This window comes from Paenibacillus sp. FSL H8-0332 (genome assembly GCF_037963835.1).
GTDB lineage: Bacteria > Bacillota > Bacilli > Paenibacillales > Paenibacillaceae > Paenibacillus_AQ > Paenibacillus_AQ rhizoplanae.
This window is the reverse complement of record NZ_CP150145.1, coordinates 5,636,241-5,657,737: the sequence shown is the minus strand read 5'-3', so window position 1 is coordinate 5,657,737 and position 21,497 is coordinate 5,636,241. Positions and strand designations below refer to the sequence as shown.

The following is a 21,497-nucleotide window of genomic DNA, read 5'->3' as shown; positions in this document are numbered from 1 at the left end:
ACAGAGCAGGTTCTACTGGGACGACAGAGACCTTATGAGACCAATAGGGTCTCTATTTTTTTGCCATGATGGCAAACGGGTTGCCTGTAGTTCACGGATTAGACTAATCCGTAGTATTCTATGTTATTGACCATTGGAATAATGTGACATATTATTACAACTATAAAAGAAATTATATTGGATTCCAGTTAGGTGGTGTTTGCATGGTCCCTACTAGAACTATGATTCGCGATCAATTAGCGTTGTATTTGTCGCAGAAGGGAATGTCTATTAATCAATTCTCTGAACAATCCGGAATTAATTCAGGAACCTCAGCCGGATACTTAGTGGTCAGCAGCCCATTGCTATGAACCATCTGGAGCGAATCACCCAGGCGATGGAGCTGCCGGAGGATCATTTCTACAGCTTATACGTGGATGAATGTTTCTATTTCTCGTCGCCTAACTGGCGGCGTCTGCGGCCTTTTCTTGTGCGCTCAGCTGAGCTGGGCCGTCTGGACTGCGTTGAACAGGTGGTTCAGAATCTGCTGGAGAATCTGGTCTATGCCCCCATGCTGTTCGAAGTGGCTGAAGGCCTGTTTCAAGAGGGGCTGTGGCAAGCTGCTGAATTGCTGTATAAGAATGTGAGTGTCAGTGAGAAGTATCAGAATTCCGAGCGACTCGGGTTATGCCAATACCGTTTGTTCCGTATCGCCATTGGTGATGACCAGGCGCGGAATTTACAGGCTGCGTATCTCTTCGAAGGTTACCTGGACCGGCTGGATGAAGCGGATCAATTGGATGGATTGAAGCACTTGGGTCATGTCTATGGTTCATTGAATCGGTGGCATAAGGTGGATGAACTGGCGAAGAAGATGCTGCAATTAGCAACTATTCGTTATAATCTCCAGCGTCAGTCAAACCGTAGAGAGAGTAACGAGAGAAATCCTGAGAAACCCCTGTACTTCTATATCCTGTACGCACGGCTTCTTTGTTCAAATGTATGTGAGCAAATAGGAGACTACCCATCGGCATTAGATTGGGTATCCCTCTATATGGATGGAAGCTGGATACAGGAAGACAATGAAGAAGTGAAGCGGATTGTAGCTCAGTTCCAGGAATGGGGTACGGCTAACAGAATGCTCTATCGGGTGATGGCAGGACAATATGAGGCTCTCTCTGAATATGTCGAATATATCTCCCACCGACCAGATGAGATATTTATAGGGTTATACAATATTATCTTGTCGGCTAACCGCTATGACTGGAATGTCGATTATATTCTGGAGCGATTTTCTTCCTATATTCCTTACCGGACGTATGCTACAGCATTTGGCGATTATAATCGGCAGCTTATGTTGGACCAGCACACTCAATTCCTTGCTGAATTAGCAGCCTACTATTTACATGACAATCGCAAAGAGGGAATTAGATTTATCCTGCAAAGTTTAGAATCGTCTGTTAGAATCAATAACAAGAGCAATGTAATCAAATGTGTCGATCTGTTTGGGCAGCATCGGAATCAAGCAGATGAAGAAGAGAATCAACAATACAAAGTTCGAATTGGAGCATACCTATAAAGTGTCTTTTTACAAAAAAAGTAATCCATTTCCCCATCCCCCTCCACAATGCGACAAACAAACCAGGTATCCCGGTCTATAATTAGGAGCAAATCTATTTATAGTCTGGGAGAAATGGACCATGCCTAATTATTATTTTAGGGAAGTGTGGACACCGTTACGCTTGTTCGGGATCAGATTCTACCGGGATGACCAGGACCGGCTGTGGATCAAGAAGGGGAAGCAGCGGCGGCAGCTGGTACGGAAAGGCGATAGTGACACGATGGAGACCTGAGGGTCTTCATCTTTTTTTATTGGAAATGCAGGTGTATGATGATTCAGTAGACTAGATAGAGAGAAGGAGTTACGGATATGTTGCCTAAGGAGAAAGTACATAAGTTAAGAGAATGGATGGCGGAGCGCGGGATAGCGGCCTGTGTGGTATTGAGCGGGGATGCTCACATCAGTGAATATGAGGGGGAGCACTGGAAAAGCCGCCGCTGGATTACCGGCTTCACCGGTTCCCCCGGAACGGCTGTGATCACGCTAGCGGATGCTGGCTTGTGGACGGATGGCAGGTATTACATTCAGGCGGAGCGGGAGCTGGAGGGCTCGGGCATCCGTCTGTTCCGTATGGCAGAGCCGGGCGTCCCGCAGTGGGATGAATGGCTGGCCGAGGAATTGCCGCAAGGCGCACGTATGGCCGTAGACGGCAGAACGTTGTCCGTATCCGCTATGAAGGGCTTGCAGGCCAAGCTCGCGGAGAAAGGGATTCAGACGATTACCGACCTCGACCCGGTAGGGGCGATCTGGACGGACCGGCCGCCCATTCCGGCCGAGCCGCTAATGCTGCATGATGAAGAGTATGCGGGCCTCAGCCGGGTGGCTAAGCTGGAGCAGGTCCGGCAGGCGATGAAGCGTAAGGGCGCTGATTATTATGTGCTGTCCGCGCTGGATGATCTGTGCTGGCTGTTCAACATCCGGGGACGGGATATCCCGTACAATCCGTATGTGACGGCTTTTGCCATAGTAGGGGTACATAACGCAATATTGTTCGCCGGAGGCCATAAAGCCACCCCGGAAGATAAGGATACGCTGGCCCGGGATGGAGTGGAGATCAGGGAGTATGATGACATCCTACCGTTCCTGCAGACGCTCCCGGAAGCGGCTTCCGTGCTGTATGATCCGAATAAAACCGGATATCGTCTGGCGGCTGCGATCCCCGACTCCGCTCGTATCATTGAGGCGGTGGGTCTCGTGGTGGCACTCAAGTCGCTCAAGAACGAGGTAGAGATCCGTAATATCCGTGATGTCTATTTGAAGGATGCCGTAGCCCTTGTAGGATTGTTCAAATGGCTGCAGGAGACCGTCCCCGTGCGTCCGGTGACAGAGGTGGAAGCAGACCAGAAGGGGTTAGAGCTGCGCCGGCAGCAGCCGTTATTTGCTGAGCTAAGCTTCTCCAGTATCTCTGCCTACGGCGCGAATGCTGCGATGATGCACTACTCGCCGTCTGCCGACCATCCGGTAGAGCTGGAAGCCAGAGGTCTGTATTTGCTGGATTCGGGTGCTCACTTCCTGAACGGGACAACGGATATCACCCGCACGCTGGCGCTTGGCCCGCTGACGGATGAGGAGAAGAGAGATTTCACGCTGGTGCTGAAGTCGGTGATTGCGCTGTCTACGGCCAAGTTCCTCTACGGCTCCACCGGATCTACCCTCGACATCCTCGCCCGCAAGCCGATGTGGGATAATGGCTTGGATTACAAGTGCGGAACCGGGCATGGTGTGGGCTACTACTCCAATGTGCATGAAGAGCCGCAGCGGTTCAGCTTCAAGCCGAATCCTGTCGTCCTGGAAGCAGGGATGATTATCACGGTAGAGCCGGGAGTCTATAAGGAAGGCCGTCATGGTATCCGCACGGAGAACACGCTGCTGATTACGGAGGATGTGACTACGGAGTTCGGAAGATTCCTGAAATTCGAAAATCTCTGCTTTTTGCCGATAGACCTCCGGGCGATTGAGCCGTCTATGCTAAGCGGGGAGGAGCTGGCTTGGGTGAACCATTATCATGCTGAGGTGTACGATAAGCTGGCTCCGCTGCTGGATGAGGAGCACCGGCTGTGGCTGAAGCGGGAGACGGCGGCTTTGGTGTTGTAAGGAATAGTGGAATTGAAACGGCGGGGACCTTGGGGTCTTCGTCTTTTTTATATGGTTTTGGAATATAATTTAGACAAAATGTGACAAAACCCCGGCGTAAAGTTAACTTTCCGGGACCCTGTTAAGGAAGTAATAGACATTTTCGCGAAAAAAATGTAACATCCTTGTTGTGAGTCTTCTTAATAGAATTAAATGGGAAGGGAGTTGGAATATAACTATAATTGTCAATTGTCATGGTATGAACTGGGGAGAAGGAGATGGAGTATGTATTCGCAGAAATTAAGAACGGCAGTTTCCATGGTTCTAGTTGTATTATTATCGTTATTCAGTGTGCTTGAGGTATCAGCCGCCTCGTTCAGGGCAGGGGTAGTCTCGAATGACCGGCTCCCGGACGGCACACAAAAGATCACAGTCAATAGTGTAGTAGATGTGACTTATAGTGATCTTAAGGTTCTAAATGAGGTTAAGTTCGTACTTATGAAAGAAGATGCCCAGATAGCCAGTAAGGTAAAGGCGAGAAGTGAAGCCAAGCTGACTGTGCTGGATGCAGTGTATACTTCTATGGAATACAATTATCTTTCTTTTGAAGGGCTGGCTGCCGGTGAGGAATACTCTCTTCATGCCGAATACACAGGCGAGCAGGGGCTGGTGGTGACACCGCCACAGAGCATCCGTGTACCTTCAGCTACGGGGATTGATATCTCTGTAGAACGGATGACGAAGAATTCCAATACATATGAAAGTGCTACACAATCAGAGATCCGCAGTGATGATAAGAATGTAAGGCTTACCATCCTGAATAACGGTGTTCCGCTTGTGAATGGATCTGTGGCGATATGGATGAATAATCAGTCCTTTAAATACACCACGGATGCGAACGGACAGATTCAGCTTAGGGATAATCATCAATTATATATGAATAGTCCGGTTATGTTCGTATTGCTTAAGCAGGGGAGCGAGCAGTATGAAGCCAAGCCAATCTATGTAACTGATCTGGAGCAAGCGGGTACGTATATGGTGGCTGTCCGTTATCTGGATGCCAAGGGGAAGCTGTTCACCCAGCCGTTTCTGACCAACTCCGGACTCAGGGGATTGGCGAATCAGTTTGCTGTGCCGGGATATACGGTGCTGGTATTCAGAACGGGAGAGGTGCCTGGAGACTATAAAGCTTATATAGCCACTGAGAACCGTGAAGCTTATATGTTCCAGATTCCTGCCTCTTCATTGTACGCAACGGAAGAAGGGATACACAAAGAAATCATCAAGGATGCCAGTGACTACAGCCGGATTAGCTTCCGTGCTTCCTTGGACGGTGAGCCTGTATATGTAGAGAACTATTCTCTCATTGATAATACCAGGTACAAACAGATTGACGATGCTAGAGGTTCTCAGCTCTTTTTCGGGCAAAGTATCTATCTGGAGAAGAATAAGGAATATGAATTCACGTCGCTTGCAAGAAATCGTGATACCGGCGTCAATATCTTATTCCGTAATAAAATTACGCCAACCGAAGCAAAACATGAAATATTCTATGAGGGTCATTCCCGGGATTTCAGCAAGCTGCAACTTCAGATACCGGCTATGGGGATGGGGCGTGGTAAAATAAACATCTCATATCTGAACGAAAGATATAACTATAACCAGATCAGTATGGGTCTTGCCGTAGATGATCATCTGTATGTACCTAAGGGCGAACAAATCCACCGTCTGACGGCAAACACCACTTTTGGCGGTACGGATTCTAGCAGCAACCCGAATGAACTTGTACTGAATTCGTATTTCACTCCGGTTGACGATGAGTATAACATCCGTGGCGGCAGTACTTTTAAGGCCGGGATCAGTCTCCTGGTGCCAGGCTCCAGTTACTATGATGGGGCTGAACTCCGCAATCAGGTTGTTCTGGGTGAGAGTGTGAATATTCTGGTGAAAGTGACAGATGAGTATGAGAATCGTCTGGATCTCAGCAGTAATTATAAGCTGGTCATCACAGATGAGAGCGGTGCAGTGATCTCGAATGACTCTCTGTATTGGTCCACTGAGGAACAGGACGGGAAATTGCAGCGGATCAATAAGCGGGATTGGAAGCCTGCGAAATCAGGAACGTATAAGGTTCAATTATTCCCATATGTATACCAAAGTGGCGGATACGTAATGGGAGAGTTACTGAGTGAGGCCGAGCTGAAGGTTCTGCCGAAGAACGAATTGGATATTGAGATCAGAGACAATGATGGCAAGCTGGTGGACCTGGTAGACAAGCCATACCTGACCGTTGACCAGGCACAGAAGGTAAGGGTTACTGTACGCCAGCATGATACGGGTGCCCAGGGGCAACCGGTGGCTGGAGTGCAGATCAGCGGTTATGGGGAGGTGCTTGGCACCACCGATGAGCAGGGAACGTTCACCATTCCGGCAGACAAAGCTGTTTATATAGGTGAGTTGTATTTTAAGAAGACTGATTATTTATCTAAAAGTGTATACCTAGCGATCATTAATCCGCAATCGCAGGCTGTCATCCGTGTGCGGGGCCTTGATAAGGCTGAAGGCGGGAACTATGCGGGCGGGGTTCCGCTGGACGATGCGAATATCCAGGCTACAGTGAAAAGAAGCGACGGGATTTCTTACGTTGTCAATTCTTATATTCGCACTCCTGGGTCGCAGGGATTCCTGGTGGTAGATTCTCCTTCATCCGTAGATGTAGACTTCATGCGATATAACAGAAGCCATAACGGAGTGGAGGCCAAATACGGTTACTACATGTTTGGCTCCATTAACACAGAACCCGGCAAGGATTATTCGCTGGTGCTGGACGCCAGACAAGAGCTTCAGGAAGTCAGCAAGGTTATATTGGATCAGCCGACAGATGAGCTGTATGTGGTACGCCAGGATTTGGCAGGGGCAGATTATATTCCTTATGTGATCGACAACAATCCTGCAGGTGAGAATTATTTCTATGCAACTCAAGGAACCTACAGTATGCTGGCACATACCCGGTCAGACACTTTTGTATACCGTGATCAGGTGGTAATCGGTGCAGGAGACAATAGCTTGTCGATGGATGATAGTGCGTCCGCGCTGGCTACGTTGGTGGCTCCTGAATCGGGGACCATCTATGCGGTTAAATATACGACAGCGGGTCAATCTACACTCCAAGGCTATGCGTTCAATGCCAATCAGGTGCAAATTACCCCTGGTGATGTAGTAGTATCTGTAGACCAAATCAAGGGTGCCATCGAATACCAGTACGATATTCATTTCGCACCTGGAATGCTGCAGGCAGGCACACTCACACAGATTACGCCACTGGCCTTGAAAGGGCTGGATATTGTGGGGTTGCAGAATGGCAAATTAATCAGGCCCGCTGGTTCGACCTTGCTTGAGATTGGACTGGTCGATACAGCAGGCAACTCCATCGGACAAATCAAGAAGCCGCAAATTCTGGTTGCCAATGGCGGAACAAGCAGTGGCAGCATGAGTCTGTACCCGGACAAGGCTACTTATGAGCTTCAGAACGAAGCGGGAAAAGTACTATCCAAAGAGGCTTTTCTGGTATACCCGCTAAGAGCAATGACTTATGATAATACAGAAAACAAGATGTTGACTGACGGAACTTATGTGATCAAAGCTTCAATGACTATTGATGGACAGACCTATACCCTGGACAAAAAAGTAATCCTGGAGTCGTCGGGAGGTACTGTGGTTAATCCGGACCCTAACCCGCCGGGAAGTGATAATGGAGGTAACGGCGGTAATACCAGTACGAATCCAAATCCCGCACCGGCACCAGGGGGAAGCGGACCAGGAGCACCTGGACCTGCTGGAGCTCCGGCTGCTCCTGCTCCCGCCCCGGCTGCGCCAACTGGTAATAACGCGAATGTTCAGCAGCAGAATGATAAGCTGCAAGACCTGCTGAAGAACACTTCCGGCTCCGCAGCAGAGAAGGCTTCGGCTGCCCAGAATGCGCTGTCCAGTATTGCCGAGTCACTCAAATCGGCTAACACACCTGCACAGGCTGAACAGAACAGTAAGAGTCTGTCTCAGGCTATGGATACGGCAGCACAGCTCCTGGGAACTATTCAGGATTCCGCAGAGAAACAGAAGATTGTGAGTTCAATTACTCAATTGATAGGAAGTGCGCCTTATTTACTGAACAAGCTGGATAGCTCCAGCAAGGCAGTAGAAGTTGCCCAGGCCCTTATTAATAATGCTGCTGCAGTGCTGAGCAATGCGCAGGGCATCACGGCTGAAGAGGTTCAGAAGCTGAAGGATGCTGTTATTCATTCCAGCCAGGCCGCGCTTAACAAGGCTGGCGAAGCTACAATTGCCAAAGAAAATGTAACTGTAGAAGGAAACGCCGTCTCTTCGCAGCTGGATTCGGGATTCATCAGCGCACAGATTGAAACGGCCAAGCAGGCATTAGCATCCGTCGCTGGAGAGCTGACTAGCAAGCTTGGAGCCGGAACGGCTGCTGACCTGAAGCTGAGCCTGACGGTGAAGGTGCCTCCGGTGGATAAAGGGATTCATAAGCTCAACACCACGCTTCCCTCCGAGATTCTTACCCTGGTACGGGAGAATGACATTGCCGGATTGAAGATTCAAATGGACCAGACGGCATTCACCATTGAGCCGGATACCTTCGGTAAGATTGAGGCAGGCCAGAAGATTAATCTGGCAGCAGAAGTTGTACAGAATGCTGTGATTAACAAACCCCGCCAGGCAGAACCGCTGGCCAACATCCCTGTGATGGAATTCAGTGCCTCTGTGGGCGGCCAACCGGTGAAGAGCTTCACTAAGCCGATCGATGTGACCTTTGATGTATCAGCCATTGATATTTCGAAATATTCGGAGGCGAATCTGGAGAATCTGACCGTGTACGTCCTGAATGAGAAGAGTCTTTCCTGGGAAGCGGTTGGGGGTAAATATGATCCTGTCACTCAAACTGTAACTGCGCCAAGAGGACACTTCAGCAAGTACACGGTGATGCTTGGAGCTGCTGCATTCACAGATGTGCCTGCCAATCACTGGGCAGTTAAAGAGATCAATTACCTGTTGACCAAGGGCATCGTGGATGAGGGCGGAGTATTCGCTCCATCTGACAAGATTACCCGCCAGCAATTTGCAGCAATGATCGCCAGAGCTTATGGGCTGAATGGGGAAGGGCTAATCTTGCCGTTCAAGGATATTAAGACAACGAATCCTTATGCGGATGAAATTGCTGCGGCTTATGCAGCCGGAATCATTAATGGCAAATCGCCAGCTGCTTTTGACCCTGAGGCAACCATCACACGTGAAGAGATTGCAACAATGCTTGCACGTGCACTTACAGCGTATAACGGTAAATCAGCTGTTGCCCAGCCGGCAGCAGTGATTGCAGCTTTCACAGATGGAGCCAAAATATCAAAATGGGCGGCTTCAAGTGTGGCGTTGACCAAGAGTATGCATCTGTTCGAAGGCTTCGGGGATCAGAGCTTCCGCCCTGCCCAGACCGCCAGTAAAGCAGAGGCTGCTGCCTTGGTCTACCGGTTATATCAGTTGAAATACTAAATATATCTAATTCTAAAAAAGCAGCGGTTCTCCCGGTATGGGAGAATCGCTGCTTTGTGTTGTGGTCAAAAGCTTGGAGTGTAATAAAGAATCAGCCCTGCCTCCGCTCAGGAATCACAAAGGATACCGTAGTGCCAGCCCCGGGCTGGCTGCGGATAACCAGGCCTTCGCCGTAGAGCTGGGTCAGCCGCCGGTTAGTGTTCAGCAGACCGATGCCGCGGTGGGCCTGGAAGCTGTCGTCGAGCAGACGGGCGACCTGTTCCCCGCTCATGCCCTTGCCGTTATCCTCCACTTCGAAGGAGGTGTATCCCTTCTCACGGTGAATGCGGATATAGAGCTTGCCTCCGGCTTTGCGGCTCAGCAGGCCGTGTCTGACGGCATTCTCCACAAGCGGCTGAAGTGTGAGCGGAGGGAGCAGCAGCTCGATGCCGGGCTCAACCTCCCATTCGATCTGCAGACGCTCCTCGAAGCGCGCCTTCTCAATGAAGAGATAGGATTCTATCAGCTCCAGCTCATGGGAGAGTCCAACAAGCTGCTGCGAGTTCATATAATCGAAGCTGATACGCAGGTAGGAGGAGAAAGCCTCCCCGAGATCACGCATCTTCGGCAGGTCGAATTCACTCAGCGCCAGCAGCGCGTTCAGCGTGTTGAACAGGAAATGCGGCTGAATCTGTGCCTGGAGATAAGCTGCCTCCATCCGCAGGCTCTGGGTGACGGACTGCTTCAGTCCGGTCAGTGAGCGGACCCGGTATTTCAGCTCCAGCGCGTCCACCGGCTTGGCGACATAATCATTGGCCCCGGCCAGGAAGCCGGTATAGATGTCCACCGGCTGGTTGCGGGCCGTGAGCAGCAGGATCGGCAGCTCCGAGAGGGTGAAGCGCTGCCGGACGATCCGTGTTAATTCATAGCCGGACATGTACGGCATCATCACATCGGCAATCAGCAGATCCCACGGCTCGGTGCCTAACAGCTCCAAGGCTTCCTCGGCGCTGGTGGCGGTCACCAGCTGATAATGCTCTGCCGAGAGCATGCTGGAGAGCACCTTGAGATTGACCGGGTCATCGTCGACGGCCAGGATCAGAGATTTGGCTGCCCGGGAGGCTGCCTGCATCTGCGGCGGAGTCGTTAACTCCACGGGGACTGTGAGATTGCGGATATCGGACTGCTGTAATAGCAGCCGGCTCTCCTCAAGCAGCAGCCCTTGCAGATCCGGGTTGTCCGGTTGCCTTGCGGCGTCTGTATCCTGATCCGTCATCTCCCGGGCCCCGGCAGAGGAGGCCAGCGGAAGGGTGAAGGTGAACACTGACCCTTTGCCCGGCTCTGAATCAACCGTGAGGTCTCCTCCGTGCAGCTCGGTCAGCTGCTTGCTGATGCTTAAGCCGAGACCGATGCCGCCGCCGTCAATGATGCCTTTGCTGCCCTGCTCATAGGGGGAGAAGATCCGCGCCTGTGTCTCCTTGTCGATCCCCGCCCCGGTATCGGCTACGCTGATCCACGCAAGCTTGCCGTCGTCGACAGCGGAGACGGTGACCGTTCCGGCCTGTGTGTATTTGATGGCATTGTGCAGCAGGTTATAGAGAATCTGTACAATCCGCTTCTCATCCCCCCAGACCGGCGGCAATGAAGCGGGAAGCTCATTACGCAGCTGTAGCCGTTTACCTTCGATCATGAATTCGAACATCCCCAGCACGCCCGAGACCAGTGAACCCATGGCCAGCGGCTCGCGCTGCAGCACAATCCGCTTCTCCTGAAGACGGGTCACATCGAGCAGATCGTTAAGCATCAGGGACATCCTGTGGCTGATCGTAATGAGTAACTCCAGATCCTTATAGCTTTGTTCGTCCAGCATGTGTTGTTCCTTGGAGGCAACAGTCTGGGCAATGCTGATAATGCCGTGCAGTGGTGTCCGCAGCTCATGGGAGGTATTCGCCAGGAATTCGTCCTTCTTCTGGTCGCTCTCCTTCAGCTGCTGGTTGAGCAGCCGGTTCTCCTCTGCATTGCGGAAATACCGTTTGAACCAGTAGGAGGAGAAGCCGATAATGGCTGCAATGACATCTACAGGATAATACAGAATACTCCCCTTGGCATTGGATTCCATGGCCCCGCCCATGACGCTGGAGCCGATGGCTGCGGCAGCAAACAGCAGGAAGAAGGAATCCTGCTCCTGCCGCATCACCATCCGGCCAATAGAATAGATAACTCCGGCTACCGGAAGCAGGTAGAAGACGGAGAAGAACAGTCTGGCATAGACCACGTAATGTGCCGGTAAGATCAGGACATAGGCGGTATAGAGCAGGAGACCCAGCAGATAGATTTTGAACAGACGGCCGGGGCGCTCGTAGGCAGAGAAGCTGCGCGTCAGCAGCAGCATGAATAGGGACAACGCAGGATAGGCCAGCATTTTGAGCTTCAGTGCCCAGGTATAGTTAATAGGGAACCAGAGCAGGAGAATCGTATCGTTATCGACTACAATGGTAGTTGCTACTGCCATCAGCAGGAGGAAGAAGAGCAGGAACGCCCGCTGCTTCCGGTTAAAAAAGAACAAAATCCCCGCATACAGCGCATGCAGCAGCATGATCATGAACGCCACCAGCTGGAAGCCCATGGAATACATCCGTTCGCTATCCACCGCTGCCTGGGAGCCGAAACGGATCGACCTCACAATCCCGCCCTCCAGCGGATGGTCGTAGTTGGCTGCCCGGACGAGGAGAACAATCTCCTGTCTTCCCGGATTCTCGTAGGCTGCGGTGTAAGAGACCGCCTTAGGAATATAGTCCCCGCTAATCACCGCCAGCTTCCCGAAGCTGGTCTCTCTCTGCTCGTTAATATCGATGCTGGAGGCGGCCTGAATCCGCTGAATCCAGAAGCCGTAAGACTCAGTCTGTGACGGGTCTACGAGTATACGCAGCTTGTATGTACCATAGCCCAGCGAGGATTGCTCCCCTTCCGGGAAGCCGCTGCTCCAGTCACCGGGAACCTGGACAACATGCGGTGTGGCCGCAGCAAGTGCGGCGGAATCCTCATAGCCCAGGAGCTGGCCGGGATAGAATTCCCATTCTCCATCCAGCTGGATGGACGGGGAATTCCCGAAGTCCCAGCCCCGCATATCCAGCACACCTTGCTGTGCCTCGGGATGCTCAGACGCCGTATTGGCATTGAACCACAGATAGCGCAGACTGATCAGAATGGTTAGATAGAAAAGCAGCAATAGAACCTGCTTGGGGTTGAATCTGGCTTTGGCGTTCATCATGTGTGTACTCATCGAGGTTATCTTCATCATACGGTTTCAATTCGACATCTGTGATAGTTATCCTGCTTACCCCCAGATGCCAATTAGCAGAATTCCGCAGAAAATGACGACCGAGCACACCAGCCGCCGCAGACCCTGCCGCTCCTTCAAGAGAAGCACACCGAGGAGAGTGGCGAATATCGTCCCGATCTCCCGCAGCGGGCTGATGTGGGCGAGCGGCGCCTGCTGAAGTGCGAACAGGAACAGCAGATAGGAGCCCGGATTCAGCACACTGCCCAGCAGGATGGTGAATGTGTTGCGGCGCCACTCTTCAAGCAGCTTCCGCGATCTCAGGACCGCCGGAGTTAATCCGGCCACGAAGCCGATATTCGTCACCTCAAGCAGCGCCAGCGGTGACATATGCTGAAGGTTCAGCTTATCGACGAACACGTAGCAGGTGGTGCATAATCCCACGCAGAGGGCCATGAGTACCGGTGTATAGTAGCCTAAGGTGGTGCCGGAGCCGGATGCAGATGGAGTGCCGGACATAGACCCTGACCCGGATGCAGCCGGGAGGCTTCTTCTGGAGCCGATTCCGCTAAGTACAGCGAAGCCGCCAAGCATACAGCAGATCCCGATCCAGCCATAGACAGATAAGGACTCCTTCAGAAAAATAACCCCGATCAGCGGGATCAGCAGCGTGCTGGTTCCCCGCATTACCGGGTAGATCTGGGAGAGGTCGCCCATCTCATAGGTTATGGATAAAAGCCAGGAATATAAGGCCTGCAGCGCTACAGACAGCAGCAGCAGGGCGTAAGCACCGGGGGCCAGCGGCTGTGTCCACAGCTCGGCAAGCAGGACCGGAAGCAGCAGCACCGTGGAGACCATCATGATCGACCACAGGAAACTGCTTTTATTCAGGCTTCTCTTGGTGAACATGCTCCACACTGCGTGGCACATACCGGAAGCCAGCACCAAAAGAATAGGCAGTAGCATGGATTGTCAACCCCTCAAGAATTCATTAATGTTGTGGTTCGGCAGCAGGGAGAGGTGTATGGGCGGGTTGTTCAGAGCACCGGGAGCCATCTTCCAGCCGGAGCCAGGTATCGAAGGACGGATGGTCCTGCTCTAGACGGATGACGCGCGCTCCCCGCTTGAGGTTGTCGTGCCCGTAGGTATTATAGCCGGTTGCCCGGCCATAGCTGAGGCGGATGCCATGCAGCGTGCCGGTGAAATCATTGATATGGTCATGTCCGCAAAAGGTGCCTGCCACATCGCCCATCTCTACGAGCGTAGCGAATAACCCTGAATTCAGAACCGGAGCGCAGACCCGCTCATACTTATGTCCGTAGCAGGTCTGAGTGTTCCACATCTCGTCATATTCGGGCAGCGGGATATGGAAGAACGCCAGTGCAGGCCGCTTGGCCTGACCTTCTCCGGGATTCAGCCGCGCAGACTGCTCTGCCAGCCAATCCATCTGGTTACGCCGGACCCAGCTATACCCTGGAATCTGCTCCAGCGGAGAGTAGGCGCCAGTATCCAGCATATAGAGGATGGCACCCGCATTATGACCCGTGCCTTCAATCTCCAGGACGTAATTGCTTGAACCGGCAAGCTCCGCCGGACCAGCTTCAGCCAGGCAGTGCGGAGACTCCTGTGCAATCTCCATCAGCTCGCTATAGGTCACTCCGTTCTCCGTGTCATGGTTGCCGAATACGAACGCCCAAGGCACACCGGAATTCACTACAGCAGCCACTGCATCGCGAAAGGCCTGCTTGGGGTCCTGGCAAGGAAGCTCGCCTTCACGAACCGGACCCGTATAGATCGTATCCCCTGTAAAAATAACCAGGTCCGGCCGCTCCGCCTTCAGCACCAGCTCCATCAGCTCCCGGGTCTGCTGATCCTCTGCTCTTCCATCCATCCAGTGGAGGTCGGTGAACTGTACGATGGTGAAGGTGCCGTCTGGCCGAAATGATAATTTACTGTTCATGCGGGAAATCCCCTTTCTTGTCAATCAGGTCATGGATAAGGCGTGTGGTGATGTAACCATCAGCCCAGCCTTGTTCATTCGTGGTGTTGTTGATTCATGTTTCTTCTTGTTGTTTCATGTTGATTTTAGGCTGATGTTGTTATTCTGTCAAGCAACTTATGCCTACCAAGGATATTTCTGTGGCGAGGGGCGCGCATTGACAGGTGGAATTTCGGTCCATATACTGAAGAAATCAACATCAATAAACTAGAAACAACATTTCAACTAGAGATACTCAACATACATTGATTTTACTAACTAGTTTGAACTGAAAATATATGAAAAGGGAAAAGTGGCGGAGGGGAATTTTGGAACTGTAGGAGCGATAGCGTCCGCCTTTGTCACCGGATTTCTACCGCGAGAAGCGGCTGAATCAAAGAAATCTGGGGACAACAGCGGCCGGAGGGCCAAATATTCTCTGGAGTCACGACCAATCCCATCATAGAAATAACAAAAGTACAATCTATATAATTAATCCACAACAACAGGAGGAAGCTTGGATGTCGCTGACCTATGAAGAACGCAAACACACGATACTCGCCCAGCTGGAGCTTGCAGGGAAGGTGCAGGTGCATTTTCTCGCGGAGCGGTTCGGGGTGACGACGGAGACGATCCGGCGCGATCTCGACCGGCTGGAGAAGGAAGGGCGGCTGCGCAAAGTGTACGGGGGAGCGGTGCGGATTCGGTCGGAGAGTCATGAGCCTACATTCATGAAGCGTGCCCAGATGCATCTGCCGGGCAAGCAGGCCATCGGCAGGCTGGCAGCCTCGCTTATTCAAGACGGCGAGACGGTGATCCTCGACAACGGGACAACAACCCTTGAGATTATGCGAGCGCTTAAGGACCGTACACAGGTGACAGTGATTACGAACTCCGTTCCGATCCTGAATTGTGCGCTGGAGCAGTTTGAGGGGAAGGTTATTTTTGCCGGGGGCGAGGTGAATGCAGGGTATCAGGCGGCAGTAGGGGGCACCGCCCATGATCTGCTGGGTCAGTTCAAGGTGAATAAGGCGTTCATCTCTGCCGGCGGGATCTCACTCTCGGAGGGCATCACCGACTACCACCTGGAGGAAGCGCTGATCTCCCGCAAAATGATGGAACGGGCCGAAGAATCCATTCTGGTCGCAGACCATTCCAAATTCGGAATCACAACCTTTGCCCAGATTGCTCCGCTCGAGCATATCTCCATGGTGCTGACCGACAGCGGCTGCTCTGCGGAATGGAAGGATACCTTTGCCCGGCTGGATATAGAGCTGCTGACCGGATCTTAACGCGGAGCTGTGCAACATAAAAAGCGCCAATCCTTGTTCACCTTAAGGTGAGCGGATTGGCGCTATTTGCTGTGTCATTCAATTAGTGGTCAGCCGATCCAGATCCGCTGCGTACTGTGGTTGCTGGAGCTTGCACCGAGCATAATATCGAAGTCTCCAGGCTCGAACACCAGCTGATCATCCTGGCCGTAGAACATGAGCATGTCTCTGGTGATCTCGAAGGATACCGTCTGCTTCTCATGCGGGGCGAGGGTAATCTGCTGGAAGCCCTTCAGCTCCTTGCCGGGACGGACCACACTGGCGGTAACATCGCGGATATAGAGCTGAACGGTCTCCTTGCCGGTAACCTCCGAGGTGTTCTCCAGTTGGATGGAGGCAAGCACCTTACCGTCTGCCGCAGCTTCTACCGTGAAGCCGCTGTAGGCAAAGGTGGAGTAGCTCAGACCATAGCCGAAGCAGAATAGCGGATCATTCGGAATATCCAGATACCGGGTTACATAACGCACATTAGGGTACTGGGGATCATAAGGGCGTCCCGTCTGATAAGCGTTATAGTACACAGGAATCTGTCCCACGGAGTAAGGGAAGCTCATGGAGAGTCGTCCGGACGGGTTGTAATCGCCGAACAGCACATCTGCAATGGAATTGCCCGACTCCGTGCCGAGGAACCATGCCTGTACCAGCGCGTCGCTTGACTCAAGCACTGGCGCAAGCTCCAGCGGGCGGCCGCTGAACACAATGGTGACCACCGGCTTGCCCGCCGCCTTAAGGCGGTGGATCAGCTTCTCCTGATTGGCGGATAGCCGCAGGCTGGCTTTACTGCCGCCTTCCCCGGTATCCTGCTGATTCTCGCCGACTGCGGCAAGAATGACATCACAGTCTTTAAGCTGCTCGTAAGCCGCTTCGGACTCATCCTCCACATCGAATACACCCTCCAGCATACTTCCCAGCTCGCCGGTCATCGCCGTGAGCAGGTCCGCTGCCGGGATTTTGCCGGTGATGCCGGTGTAGAGGGAGACCGCCGGGTCTTTCTCGGTACCGGCCCAGCCGCCAAGAACATTGATCGAGGTAGCGAAGGGACCGGCGAGGCCGATCTTCATCCCGCGCTTCAGCGGCAGGACTCCGCCTTCGTTCTTCAGCAGGACGATCGAACTGGCGCCCATCTCGCGGGCTGCCTGAAGATGCTCTGGACTTGGCTTATCGGCTTCATCTGCTACAGGGTCGGCATCCTTGAACGGGTTATCGAACAAGCCGAGGGCATCCTTAAGCTCCAGTACCCGCGTAACCGCTTCGTCGATCAGACCAGGGTCGAGCAGACCTTCTTCAACTAGCCCGGCAGCGTGGTTCAGATAGTGGGTGGACATCATCTCGATGTCCAGTCCGGCGGCCAGGCTCTTCAAGGCAGCTTCACGGCCGTCTTGCGCCGCGCCGTGGGGAACCAGCTCGTTCACGGAGTTGAAGTCGGCAATGGTGACCCCATCGAAGCCCCACTCCTCGCGGAGAATGCCGCGCAGGAGCTTGCTGTTGCCGCTGGATGGAATGCGGTCAATGGTATTGAACGCAGCCATCACCATGGCGACACCGGCATCTACTGCCGCCTTGTAGGCTGGCAGATAGAATTCACGGAGTACACCGGTGGACATGTCCACCGTGTTATATTCACGGCCGCCTTCAGGCGCGCCGTAACCGGCGAAATGCTTCACGCAGGCAGCGATCCGCCCCGGCTCCTTCATGTCCTTGCCCTGGTAGCCCCGGACCATGCTCTCGGTCACCCGGGCGTTCAGGTAAGGGTCCTCACCGGAGGTCTCCATGACGCGGCCCCAGCGCGGATCGCGCACGAGGTCGGTCATCGGAGAGAAGGTGAGGTGAATGCCGGCGGCAGCGCTCTCCCGCGCGGCTACCTCAGCGAATCGCTCGCAGGCCTCAAGATCGAAGGTGCAGCCCATAGCGAGCGGAATCGGCAGAATGGTCCGGTAGCCGTGAATGACATCGGCCATGAAGATCAGCGGGATCTTCAGGCGGCTGGATTCCAGATGCCGGGTCTGCAGCTCAATGACATTCCGTGCACCAATGCCGTTCAGAACGCTTCCGATGCTTTTGATCACCTGCGGCTCGATATTAAGTTCTTTGAATGGACCCGTCAAATCCACGGTATCATCCAGACCCCAATAGTATGGACCAAGCTGGGTAAGCTGGGCTAACTTCTCGTCTAGTGTCATATCGTTCACGAGATCCTGGATAAACGGTTTAGTCATGGCTAACTCCTTCGTAAGCGTACTGAAAGTTATTGTGTTACATAGATATGCAGCTCATCGCCGGGCAGCGTAAGCAGATGATTCTTGGCAATGCTTACCGCGCCCGGGCGGTATGGATTGGACAGAACCTGTCCGGTAACCGCAACGCCTGCTGCCTGCACTTCCGGGGTGCGGGCCTTACCTGCGCTAATGTGATAGACGAAGGTCAGCTTCTTGCCGAAGCACTCATAAGTGAAGCGCAGGCCGTCAAGGCTGGCCGGAAGGACCGGATCGATAATCAGCTCTTCTTCACTGAAGCGGATTCCCAGAACGGCTGAGATCAGCTGATTGAGATAGATCCCGGGACCGCTGGAATACAAGCGCCAGCCGCCCTTCACCTCTACGCTGCCGTCACGCAGCTGATCGAAGTTCTCCTGATAGCTGTAACGGTCAGGGAAGTCACCGTCCGAGCTGCTGAAGTACATGTTGCTCTGGCGCAGCTGGGCATTAGGCACGCTCTGACGGATGTTGATCGGGTTAATCTGGAACAGGCCGTCCCAGGCACGCTTCGCTTCGCCCAGCTTGGCGGATGCTTCAATATAGCGGATATGGGCATGTACATATTGCAGGCTGACCTCGCGGCCAACGCTGGCGGCCTGCTCGGCACGGCGGAAGATGGTGCTTACGCCGCCTTCATAGCGGGCAGGACGGTCCATCAGGCGTACTCCGTCAGGGCAGTTCAGATGCTCATCGATCAGACGCAGATTGGCTGCGGCCTGTTCCGGTGTGACCAGCTCAGCAATAATGCTGCGGGTCATCGGCAATAACCGGTAATGAATGCCGGTCTGCTGATCCAGCGGGTGGAGCATATAATCAATGCTGCCGTCCTCCTGGAAGTAAGCGAAGCCGGCGATCACGCCGTCTTTGATCAGAAGGGTACGGAACGATTCCTTCATCTCTTCGGCCATAACTGCCAGGCTGGCGGAGAATTCAGGATCGGCGGAAGTCACCTGCGACAGATTGCGGATCACCTGGAAGGCGAGCGCTACCGTCCATGCGCTGACCAGCTTGGTCTTGAGCGCTTCATTGGCAGGCTGGAGGGTGTCATCCCAGTCTCCGCCGGCATAGTTGATCAGAGACGTACCCGGTATGAAGCGTTCACGGATGGTCACTACGGCAGCCTTCACATGTTCAAGGATGGTCTCGGTCTGCTGGCTTGGCTGAGCATCCGCCAGATGGTGATAGCCGATTTCTTCGTTAAGAATCGAGTAGTCACCGGTAGCCATGATGTAATCGCTGATGCATTTGAGCGGCCAGAGCACAACGTCACCATGCCATTCATGGGCCTGAACCGGATGCTGGTCGAACATGAACCATTGCGGCCATTCCTTGCTCTCCCACAGCTGATGGGAATAGATCTTCAGCAGGGTATTGCGGGCCAGCTCATAATGCTGGGTCATCAGGAAGTATTCCATCGGTCCCTGGCAGACATCACGTGTGCCCCAGGCTGCTCCGCCCGGCTGTTCAAGACCATGCGGCATGATGAAGTGGGTCATCGCATTATGGGTGTACCACCAAGCGGTCTCGTTCAGAATATCAATCCGCGCCTGCTCAGCGCCATCAATCTCAAGCTGGAAGCCGGAGGTGAACGAAGAATAGAATTCGTTAAACTGCGCCTGTTCCTTCTCCAGTGTGTAAGGTACCGCCAGCGGAAGAGCCGCCGCTGCAGTTAGTCTGCCCTGAAGCACAAGCTGGAAGCCGGAGGACTGTGTCACCGACAGGGTAAGCAGGGTGCCGTTGCGCGGCTGTCTGTCTGCATAGAACATCCGGTCGTCACTGTACGTATATGCGGTTCCCGGCAGCTGAATATCGAAATGCAGGCCCGGATAAGGGAGCTTGTGAAGGGATGCTTCATCCGGAAGAAGCTGCAGGATGCCGTCCTTTTCTTCCACCCGTACCGGCTGCTTGAATTCATGCTCGCCCATCACCAGCTGATTCGTGATCAGATAATCGTAGGATCTGCCCAGCTTCGACTGAACCTGAAGGGCAACATCCGGCTGACCCGCTGCGGCGATCGAGGTAACGGTCAACACATCGTCTTCAAGCTGATAATGCCATTTCGCAAAATTCACGCCCATCTCGTAAGCCGCAGGCAGTGTAAGAATACGGTAGACCCCGTCCATGCGGACGTAGATCCGCTGACCGCTATTGCGCTGAATGTTCAGCAGGCCGCGCGGCGTGGAGAGCCCTTTATGGAAAGAGGTATTCCCCACCACGGTCTGTCCGTTGAAAATCCCGTACATATAGTTGGTGGAAGAGATCAGGTTGTTGTCTACCTGCTTGTCGCCCAGCAGTGAGGTGATGATATGGCCATGCGGACGTTCCACCAGCAGCTCCTTAGGCTGCAGGACCACATGGACATGTCCGTCTGTGAAGAAGGAGAGCAGCTGACCGTTCTGGGTCTCCTCAAGCTTCCGGTTAGGGAAGGCAGCATCGATCTCGGCCTGTGACCACTGCGCAGACACATAAGGCTTGCCGATATCGTCACTCAGCACAGGAACATCCCGGTTTGGCACGGCTTCCTTGCCGCTCCAGTCGATCTCTGCATAAGCTGCCTCCAGCTCCGCCTGGAATTCAAGCTCGGTTACAGCTGCCGGATGATTCGGACGGAACAGGCCATAGAAGGCGAATTCAACCGGAGCAGACAGGACCATCTTCTCGGTCTGGAGCGCAGTATAAGCCAGCTCGTACTGATAATTACGGTTCTGCAGGTTGCCGGCGAGCGCCTCAGGCACATATCTTCCTTTATAGGAAATGCCGAAGAACTGCATACCATCGGTGGAATAGCCTACAGCCCGTGAACCGACTACACCCTGCTGGAGATAAGGGAAGTCCGTGCCCTGCGGCTGGTTCTGGCGTGAGCATACGGCGTAGCCCTGCGGGCCTTCCCAGATGCTGTGATCCAGATATTGGCTCATATACAGCTCATTGGCGAGGATACTGCCTTTTTCCGCAATACCAACGTCCTGGCCATACACCACATCCACAGTCTCGCCGCTGCCGGAGAGCTGAAGCTGCCAGAACCAGATGCCGTCCTTGGCCGGTGCGAAGGTGACCCGGTAATTTATTGCTTCTATAGAACCTTCATAAATGAGTCTGTCATCCGTACCCGACAGCTTGGAGCCTGAGTGGATACCGAGCAGCGGATAGCTGCTGATTCCTTGCTCCGTATATACGCGCAGATAGATATTATTGGTAGAGCCGTCTGCCGGATTGCCTTGGAACAGATTAATAAGAGTAGAAGCCTGCGTGAATTCAAAGATATCTCCTGTGGGCAGGAATGTATACGACAGGTCATCACGGGTTAAGGTAATCATGTTCATTTGTTGAGTGAATATCATATCGACCCTCTCTTTCCAGTGCTTGAATAGGACATGAAATTGATCAGAATAGGGGAATTCATCACCAGATGTCACTAAAAAGGCTAACATGTCCGTGT

General features: G+C 53.1%; 11 protein-coding genes. 6 read left to right on the top strand and 5 right to left on the bottom strand.

Translation table 11 applies throughout. The features are described 5' to 3' along the window. The first annotated feature begins 346 nt into the window (after positions 1–346). The 4 genes from NST43_RS24380 to NST43_RS24365 all read left to right on the top strand — a co-directional run bounded on the left by NST43_RS24380 (position 347) and on the right by NST43_RS24365 (position 9,235). Complete coding sequence (locus tag NST43_RS24380; RefSeq protein WP_339219882.1) at positions 347–1,558, top strand: transcriptional regulator; 1,212 nt, start codon at positions 347–349, stop codon at positions 1,556–1,558. A gap of 121 nt (positions 1,559–1,679) precedes the next feature. Beyond that, positions 1,680–1,832: a hypothetical protein gene (locus tag NST43_RS24375; protein ID WP_156949675.1), complete on the top strand. Its 153-nt coding sequence runs from the start codon at positions 1,680–1,682 to the stop codon at positions 1,830–1,832. Positions 1,833–1,909: 77 nt separating this feature from the next. Continuing rightward, entirely contained in the window at positions 1,910–3,694 is a 1,785-nt protein-coding gene (locus tag NST43_RS24370) for an aminopeptidase P family protein (RefSeq protein WP_339219880.1), read from the top strand. Positions 3,695–3,958: 264 nt separating this feature from the next. After that, positions 3,959–9,235 carry an S-layer homology domain-containing protein gene (locus NST43_RS24365; RefSeq protein ID WP_339219879.1) on the top strand — a complete coding sequence of 1,759 codons (5,277 nt, stop codon included), beginning with the start codon at positions 3,959–3,961 and terminating at the stop codon, positions 9,233–9,235. Between the two features lie 91 nt (positions 9,236–9,326). Here the strand turns inward: NST43_RS24365 and NST43_RS24360 are convergent, their stop codons facing one another. The 3 genes from NST43_RS24360 to NST43_RS24350 are packed head-to-tail and all read right to left on the bottom strand — an operon-like array spanning position 9,327 to position 14,454. Then, positions 9,327–12,497 (bottom strand): ATP-binding protein, encoded by a 3,171-nt coding sequence (locus NST43_RS24360; protein ID WP_339219878.1) that lies wholly within the window; start codon positions 12,495–12,497, stop codon positions 9,327–9,329. A 54-nt stretch (positions 12,498–12,551) separates the two neighbouring features. Further along, positions 12,552–13,460, bottom strand: a complete 909-nt coding sequence (locus NST43_RS24355) for an EamA family transporter (protein WP_209993580.1) — start codon at positions 13,458–13,460, stop codon at positions 12,552–12,554. Between the two features lie 25 nt (positions 13,461–13,485). Further along, positions 13,486–14,454, bottom strand: a complete 969-nt coding sequence (locus tag NST43_RS24350) for a metallophosphoesterase family protein (protein WP_339219876.1) — start codon at positions 14,452–14,454, stop codon at positions 13,486–13,488. On the opposite strand from NST43_RS24350, the gene NST43_RS24345 reads away from it, so the two are divergent. Together NST43_RS24345 and NST43_RS24340 are read left to right on the top strand one after the other, a co-directional pair. Beyond that, entirely contained in the window at positions 14,453–14,704 is a 252-nt protein-coding gene (locus NST43_RS24345) for a hypothetical protein (RefSeq protein WP_339219874.1), read from the top strand. The genes NST43_RS24350 and NST43_RS24345 overlap by 2 nt on opposite strands. A gap of 289 nt (positions 14,705–14,993) precedes the next feature. Further along, complete coding sequence (locus NST43_RS24340) at positions 14,994–15,764, top strand: DeoR/GlpR family DNA-binding transcription regulator (RefSeq protein ID WP_339219873.1); 771 nt, start codon at positions 14,994–14,996, stop codon at positions 15,762–15,764. An 89-nt stretch (positions 15,765–15,853) separates the two neighbouring features. On the opposite strand, the gene bglX is transcribed toward NST43_RS24340, so the two are convergent. Together bglX and NST43_RS24330 are read right to left on the bottom strand one after the other, a co-directional pair. Next, the gene (bglX, locus tag NST43_RS24335) at positions 15,854–18,019 is read right to left on the bottom strand and encodes a beta-glucosidase BglX (RefSeq protein ID WP_339219872.1); all 2,166 of its coding nucleotides are present in this window, start codon (positions 18,017–18,019) and stop codon (positions 15,854–15,856) included. Between the two features lie 29 nt (positions 18,020–18,048). Then, positions 18,049–21,375 (bottom strand): cellobiose phosphorylase, encoded by a 3,327-nt coding sequence (locus tag NST43_RS24330; RefSeq protein WP_339219870.1) that lies wholly within the window; start codon positions 21,373–21,375, stop codon positions 18,049–18,051. Positions 21,376–21,497: the final 122 nt, after the last annotated feature.

What these genes read in the sequence shown, in the direction of transcription:
- NST43_RS24380 (WP_339219882.1), top strand. Translation starts at nt 347, where the DNA reads ATGAACCATCTGGAGCGAATCACCCAGGCGATGGAGCTGCCGGAGGAT.
- NST43_RS24375 (WP_156949675.1), top strand. Translation starts at nt 1,680, where the DNA reads ATGCCTAATTATTATTTTAGGGAAGTGTGGACACCGTTACGCTTGTTC.
- NST43_RS24370 (WP_339219880.1), top strand. Translation starts at nt 1,910, where the DNA reads ATGTTGCCTAAGGAGAAAGTACATAAGTTAAGAGAATGGATGGCGGAG.
- NST43_RS24365 (WP_339219879.1), top strand. Translation starts at nt 3,959, where the DNA reads ATGTATTCGCAGAAATTAAGAACGGCAGTTTCCATGGTTCTAGTTGTA.
- NST43_RS24360 (WP_339219878.1), bottom strand. Translation starts at nt 12,497, where the DNA reads ATGAGTACACACATGATGAACGCCAAAGCCAGATTCAACCCCAAGCAG.
- NST43_RS24355 (WP_209993580.1), bottom strand. Translation starts at nt 13,460, where the DNA reads ATGCTACTGCCTATTCTTTTGGTGCTGGCTTCCGGTATGTGCCACGCA.
- NST43_RS24345 (WP_339219874.1), top strand. Translation starts at nt 14,453, where the DNA reads ATGCGGGAAATCCCCTTTCTTGTCAATCAGGTCATGGATAAGGCGTGT.
- NST43_RS24350 (WP_339219876.1), bottom strand. Translation starts at nt 14,454, where the DNA reads ATGAACAGTAAATTATCATTTCGGCCAGACGGCACCTTCACCATCGTA.
- NST43_RS24340 (WP_339219873.1), top strand. Translation starts at nt 14,994, where the DNA reads ATGTCGCTGACCTATGAAGAACGCAAACACACGATACTCGCCCAGCTG.
- bglX (WP_339219872.1), bottom strand. Translation starts at nt 18,019, where the DNA reads ATGACTAAACCGTTTATCCAGGATCTCGTGAACGATATGACACTAGAC.
- NST43_RS24330 (WP_339219870.1), bottom strand. Translation starts at nt 21,375, where the DNA reads ATGATTACCTTAACCCGTGATGACCTGTCGTATACATTCCTGCCCACA.